Annotated in this window: 5 protein-coding genes; 4 read left to right on the top strand and 1 reads right to left on the bottom strand. The window is 47.3% G+C overall.

The annotated features are described in order from the left end of the window. Positions 1-389 (bottom strand): DeoR/GlpR family DNA-binding transcription regulator (locus AC4E7D_RS10540; protein ID WP_490173757.1); only part of this gene is annotated, 389 nt, incomplete at its 3' end. A 178-nt stretch (positions 390-567) separates the two neighbouring features. Between AC4E7D_RS10540 and nagB the strand changes: the two genes are divergently transcribed. From nagB to AC4E7D_RS10560, 4 genes are all read left to right on the top strand, one after another. After that, complete coding sequence (gene nagB, locus AC4E7D_RS10545; protein ID WP_490173758.1) at positions 568-2,511, top strand: glucosamine-6-phosphate deaminase; 1,944 nt, start codon at positions 568-570, stop codon at positions 2,509-2,511. 66 nt (positions 2,512-2,577) lie between these two features. Beyond that, positions 2,578-4,083 carry a glycoside hydrolase family 10-like protein gene (locus tag AC4E7D_RS10550; RefSeq protein ID WP_490173759.1) on the top strand — a complete coding sequence of 502 codons (1,506 nt, stop codon included), beginning with the start codon at positions 2,578-2,580 and terminating at the stop codon, positions 4,081-4,083. A gap of 12 nt (positions 4,084-4,095) precedes the next feature. After that, positions 4,096-5,376, top strand: coding sequence for an MFS transporter (locus AC4E7D_RS10555; RefSeq protein WP_490173760.1), 1,281 nt, complete (start codon positions 4,096-4,098; stop codon positions 5,374-5,376). Then, positions 5,360-6,069: glycoside hydrolase family 3 N-terminal domain-containing protein (locus AC4E7D_RS10560; RefSeq protein ID WP_490173761.1), on the top strand; the 710-nt coding region annotated here is incomplete at its 3' end. The genes AC4E7D_RS10555 and AC4E7D_RS10560, both read left to right, overlap by 17 nt.

Below are 6,069 nucleotides of genomic sequence, written 5' to 3' on the forward strand. Positions count from 1 at the left end.
TTAAGCAAAAGGACTGCCACCGGCAGGCTGAAAGTAAAACAGGTGAAGGATAGATTGTCCGGAATGGCCTTGGCTAGTTCCAGACAGGTGGTTCCCCCGTCGATAAACAATACACTATCGGGTGTAAGTAACTGAAGAGCCTTTTCAGCAATCTTCTTCTTCTCAGGTTGTGCGTACACCCTGTTATCCAGATTCGCCAGTCCGGTAAAACCGAGGGAAACGGCCCCTCCGTGCACTTTTTTGAGCATGTTCTCCGCATCCAGCTCCTTTACATCCCTTCGGATGGTATCCACTGAAACGTCAAGCTTTTCAGCTATATCAGTCAACAGAATGCGGTTGTGCAAATCTACCTCATTCATAATGAGTCGCTGCCTTTCTTCCTTTAACATTATCTGCTAGCTTTTTTTATTTGAATTCAAAGATAATCAATTCTGCATAAATGCCACATTTTACAGTTATTTAAATGTATTAGTGCTAATTATTGCAATTATTTGCAATTTATTAAATATAAAACAGCATAATATAGAAATAATTAGTATTTTTGTCCCGAAACATAACTCTAAGAAAATGGCTGAAGTCCAGACAAAAGCAAACACCTATGAATTTCCGCAAGACGACGAATCCCGGAAGTTTGAAAAGATCGAAACCCACATTCATGATAACTCAGAAGAGGCTTCCTTTTATGTAGCCAACGAAATTGCTGAGCTCATCAGACAGCGGCAACGACAGGGAAAACCTGCGGTGCTTGGTCTGGCAACCGGGTCTACACCCACCAAGGTGTATGACTTTCTGGTAAAGTTCCACAAAGAAGAAGGCCTGAGCTTCAAAAATGTGATCACCTTTAACCTGGATGAGTATTACCCAATGGAGCCTGATTCCATACACAGTTATGTACGGTTCATGAAGGAACACCTGTTTGACCATATAGATATCCTGCCTAAAAATGTTCACATCCCCGATGGCACTTTGGACAAAGAAGATGTACGGGACTACTGCAAGGCTTATGAGCAAAAAATACAGGATGCGGGTGGTATCGATATCCAGATCCTGGGTATAGGGCGTACCGGCCATATCGGTTTTAATGAACCGGGCTCAACCCTCAAAAGTAAAACCCGATTGGTGCGTTTGGACCGGGTTACCCGTTTGGATGCAGCCAGTGACTTTTTCGGGTTGGAAAACGTCCCCATAAAGGCAATAACTATGGGCGTAGGCACGATCATGGCTGCGAAGCGGATCATCCTTATGGCCTGGGGGGAAGGAAAATCTGAAGTTATCCATTACTCCGTGGAAGGCAAGATCCGGGAATCAGTACCCGCTACCTTCCTGCAAAACCATGAAAACTGTAGCTTTATTCTGGACCACGCTGCAGCCTCCTCTTTGGTCCGGGTGAATACTCCCTGGCTGGTCTCAGAATGCACATGGGATGATAGGCTAATTAAAAAAGCAACCCTCTGGTTATCTGAAAAACTAAACAAAGCCATCCTTAAGCTGACCAACGAAGATTACAATGAACACGGGATGGGGAATCTCATAGCCGAAATTGGTTCTGCAGAACATATCAACCTCATCGTCTTCAACCAACTGCAAAGCACCATTACCGGATGGCCTGGTGGTAAGCCCAATGCAGATGACAGCGCACGGCCAGAAAGAAAGGCCCCATACCCCAAACGTTCCATGATCTTTAGCCCACACCCCGATGATGACGTGATTTCCATGGGAGGGACGTTACTGCGCCTGGTTGACCAGGGACATGAGGTGCACGTAGCCTATCAGACATCTGGAAACATAGCTGTTTTCGATGATGAAGTTATTCGATTTCTCGATTTTGCCACGGATGTTCAGGAGGATAATCTGGAGCTTCAAAAACAGTTCCAACAGGTACGGGAATTCCTGAATTCGAAAAAACCGGGTGAGGTAGACAGCCCTGAAATACAACACTTCAAAGGCCTTATCCGTAAAGGAGAAGCCCTGGCTGCATGTCGTTACTGCGGTGTTGACGAAGCAAATGCCCATTTCCTTAACCTGCCTTTCTACGAGACGGGTACGGTTAAGAAAAAACCGCATACCCAGGCAGATGTGGACATCACCTACGACCTGCTGCAAAAGGTTAAACCCCACCAGATTTTTGCCGCTGGCGACTTGTCTGATCCACACGGAACGCACCGGGTCTGTCTGCAGATCATATATAGTGCACTGGAGCGACTTGTAGAGGAAGGTGCAGAATGGCTTAAAGACTGCTATGTGTGGCTGTACCGTGGCGCATGGCAGGAATGGGATATCGCGGACATGGAGATGGCAGTGCCCATTGGGCCAAAGGATATGCAACGAAAAAAGAATGCTATCTTTAAGCACCAGTCACAAAAAGACAGCGCCATGTTTCCGGGTAATGACGAACGGGAATTCTGGCAAAGGGCAGAACAACGTAACAAGGAAACCGCCTGTAAATACAACGACCTGGGAATGGCAGAATACGAGGCCATGGAGGGCTTTGTCCGCTACCATTTCATGTAGATTGAGGGCGATTTCCATATCGTTGTTTACCCAGTCTGAAAACCACAAAAGGACAGGTACCGGCCTATGCGGTTATTTACACTACTCCTGATATTCTTAGTATTCACGGCTTGTGGTAGCCTGAAAACAAAGATTCCGCATCCTGATGAGGAATTTCGCGGCGTTTGGGTCGCTACTGTAGCCAATATCGACTGGCCAAAGCATCCCTCGGACCCCTGGGTCAAAAAGCAACAGGACTATATTGAACTGCTCAATTATTATAAAAGACTGAGATTCAATGCCGTTATTGTACAAGTGAGGACAGCCGGAGATGCCTTTTATCCCTCAAAATTTGCGCCCATATCCCGATTTTTAACAGGAAAGGAAGGGGAAATGGGGGATCTGGACCGGGATCCCCTGGCATGGATGATCGATGCCACCCATAAAAGAGGGTTTGAGTTCCATGCCTGGGTTAACCCATACCGGGCTACCTTTGACCAGCAAACGGCAGTATTGGCCCCCGAACATGACTTTTTTCAACACCCGGACTGGATGGTATCCTACGGGAAAAAATTTTATTACAATCCTGGACTGCCTGCTGTTCGTGAACATATTGTTGAGGTTATCAGTGAATTGGTCGCCCGCTATGATCTCGATGGCATCCATTTCGATGATTATTTCTATCCCTACCAGATACAGGGTGAGAAATTTGCCGATTCAGTGGCTTACACTACCTACCGCGACCCCGATCAATCCCTGGAGGACTGGAGAAGAGGTAATATCAATGCCCTGGTCAGGGAAACCCACCAGACTATTAAAGCTTTAAAACCCTGGGTGCAATTTGGGATTAGTCCCTTTGGGGTATGGAGAAACCGCTCTTCGGATCCCCTGGGATCCGATACCCGAGCCGGACAAACCAACTTTGACCACCTTTTTGCTGATCCCCTGGAGTGGTCAAGGGAAGGATGGGTAGACTACCTGGCACCTCAGCTGTACTGGAGCATGGATTATCCCCCTGCCTCGCACAGGAAACTGATGGATTGGTGGGCCTCTGCAGTACCGCAAACCCCTTTATTCATAGGAAACGGAGCCTATAAAGTCCGTAATAATGCAGATGACGCCTGGGAAGCCAGACAGGAATTACCAGAACAGCTTGTGCTGGCACGCAAAACAAAAAATGTCCGGGGTAACATCTTTTTCAGCGCAGGCTCCTTGATGAAATCCAATCGGGATATCGCCCGGTATTTACGAAAAAACGTTTATGCCTACCCTGCTTCCCTGCCACCGGTAGTTCATGAGGGAAAAAATCCGCCCGCCAAACCCAGGCTAAACATGAAGGAGGGCCGGGATTACCTTTACTTTACGATCCTGGATAAATCCCTGCGCTTTCAGTTTGCCGAGATAAAGGGCCTTGGCCGAAAGGAACAAGGTGGTAAAAAAAGAAAGCAAAATCAGGCGAAAAGAATATATTTAGGGGAGTTAAGTACGTTCCGGGTTCCCACAAAATCCTTACAGGGAAAAAAACGCATGGAAATAGTTTTCATCGACCGGTACCGCCAAAAGACAAAACCCTTGAGACTGGTTCGCAACTAATCCAAAGCTTAGATGGTAGAAAAGAATAAATGGGCATGGGCATGGGTACCCATATTGTATTTCACACAAGGACTTCCCTATGTGATGGTGGTCACCGTTTCGGTAATCATGTACAAAAAACTGGGGATCAGCAATGCGGATATCGGCCTCTATACCAGTTGGTTGTACCTGCCCTGGGTAATAAAACCGCTGTGGAGCCCTTTTCTGGACCTCCTAAGCACTAAGCGAAACTGGTTCCTTATTATGCAGTTGCTGGTTTCCCTTTCCTTCCTGGGTATTGGGCTATCCCTGCCCACCAACATCTTTTTTGTCACTACCCTGGCCTGCTTTTGGATGGCTGCCTTTGCCTCCGCTACCAATGACATTGCCTCGGATGGTTATTACATGATAGGCCTTACCCAGGAAAAACAGTCCTTTTTTGTGGGAGTGAGAAGCACGTTCTATAAGTTGGCCAACGTCACTGGGCAAGGCTTGCTTGTCATCCTGGCAGGATTCCTTGAAAATTACTATGGGGACAATAGCAAAGCCTGGTCGGTGACCATGCTCACGGCAGCTTTGTTAATGTTTATCCTTACCGCGGCGAATTTTTTCACTACGCCCAGGTATGAAAGTTCCTCAGAGATCACGCTGGACAAGCCCAAGGGTTTTCTTGAGGTGTTTTCGACATTTTTCAAAAAGAAAGGCATGGGCATGGCGCTCACCTTCGTTCTTTTCTTTCGTTTAGGGGAATCCCAACTGGTGAAGATGGCCTCCCCTTTTTTACTGGATGCCCCTGAAGTGGGTGGATTGGGGTATACTACGGCAGAAGTAGGTACGATTTATGGTACCATTGGCGTGATTATGCTTACCATTGGCGGAATATTAGGTGGCATCCTGATATCGCGTGATGGCCTTAAGAAATGGATGTTTCCCATGGTCCTATCCCTGAACATCCCCAACGCATTTTATGCTTTTTTAGCCATTACAAAAACGTCCCACCTGGCAGCGGTGATTACCACAGTAGTTTTGGAACAGTTTGGTTATGGCTTTGCGATTGCGGGCTTCATGGTCTACCTCATCTACATAGCAGAAGGTGCATCAAAAACCTCACACTACGCCCTGGCAACCGGATTTATGGCGCTGGGCATGATGCTGCCCGGTTTAATTAGCGGTTATGTGCAGGAATGGCTGGGCTACGATGGATTTTTCATTTGGGTAGTCCTTGCAGCACTGCCCTCTATCATATTGTTACGCTATATCGAATACCCCCCGGATTTTGGAAAAAAAGGTGCCCGGAATGATGAACTCAATTGACTTTTGGAAAGAAAAAAGTTACAGTCTCAGCCTGAAACAAAAGGTTGGACAACTTTTTATGCCTGCCGCTTTTATTAATGACAGCGATGAAGAGATAACCCGTCTGGAGGCCCTTATCAAAAATGCCTGTATAGGTGGTATTTGTTTCTTTCACAGCCGGGAAAGCGCGGCGACTAATTACGAAGGCAAAAAGGAAATCCCATACAATGCCGACAGTTTCCAAACCCTGAGAAAACTTGTTACGAGGTATCAAAAAGCAGCCAAAATCCCACTCCTGATCGCCATAGATGCGGAATGGGGCCTTGCCATGCGGATCGAAAACACCCCTCAATATCCTTACGCCCTTACCCTGGGTGCCCTGCAGGGTGAAACGGATCTTATTTACAAAGTGGGGCAGCATATCGGGGCCGACTGCCGAGCTGCAGGGATCCACTGGAATTTTGCCCCTGTAGCCGATATAAATAGCAACCCGGACAATCCCGTTATTGGATACCGGTCTTTTGGGAGCAATCGCAGCCAGGTTAGTAAAAATGCCCTGGCGTTCTCCAGGGGAATGCAACAACAGGGAATTCTCAGCTGTGCGAAACACTTTCCGGGGCACGGGGATACGGCTACAGATTCTCATCTCGGGCTTCCCGTCATCTCAAAGTCCAGGTCAGAATTAAGGGAACATGAGCTCGCTCCCTTCAGCGA

The organism is Lentiprolixibacter sp. (assembly GCF_982873095.1).

What these genes read in the sequence shown, in the direction of transcription:
- nagB (WP_490173758.1), top strand. Translation starts at nt 568, where the DNA reads ATGGCTGAAGTCCAGACAAAAGCAAACACCTATGAATTTCCGCAAGAC.
- AC4E7D_RS10550 (WP_490173759.1), top strand. Translation starts at nt 2,578, where the DNA reads ATGCGGTTATTTACACTACTCCTGATATTCTTAGTATTCACGGCTTGT.
- AC4E7D_RS10555 (WP_490173760.1), top strand. Translation starts at nt 4,096, where the DNA reads ATGGTAGAAAAGAATAAATGGGCATGGGCATGGGTACCCATATTGTAT.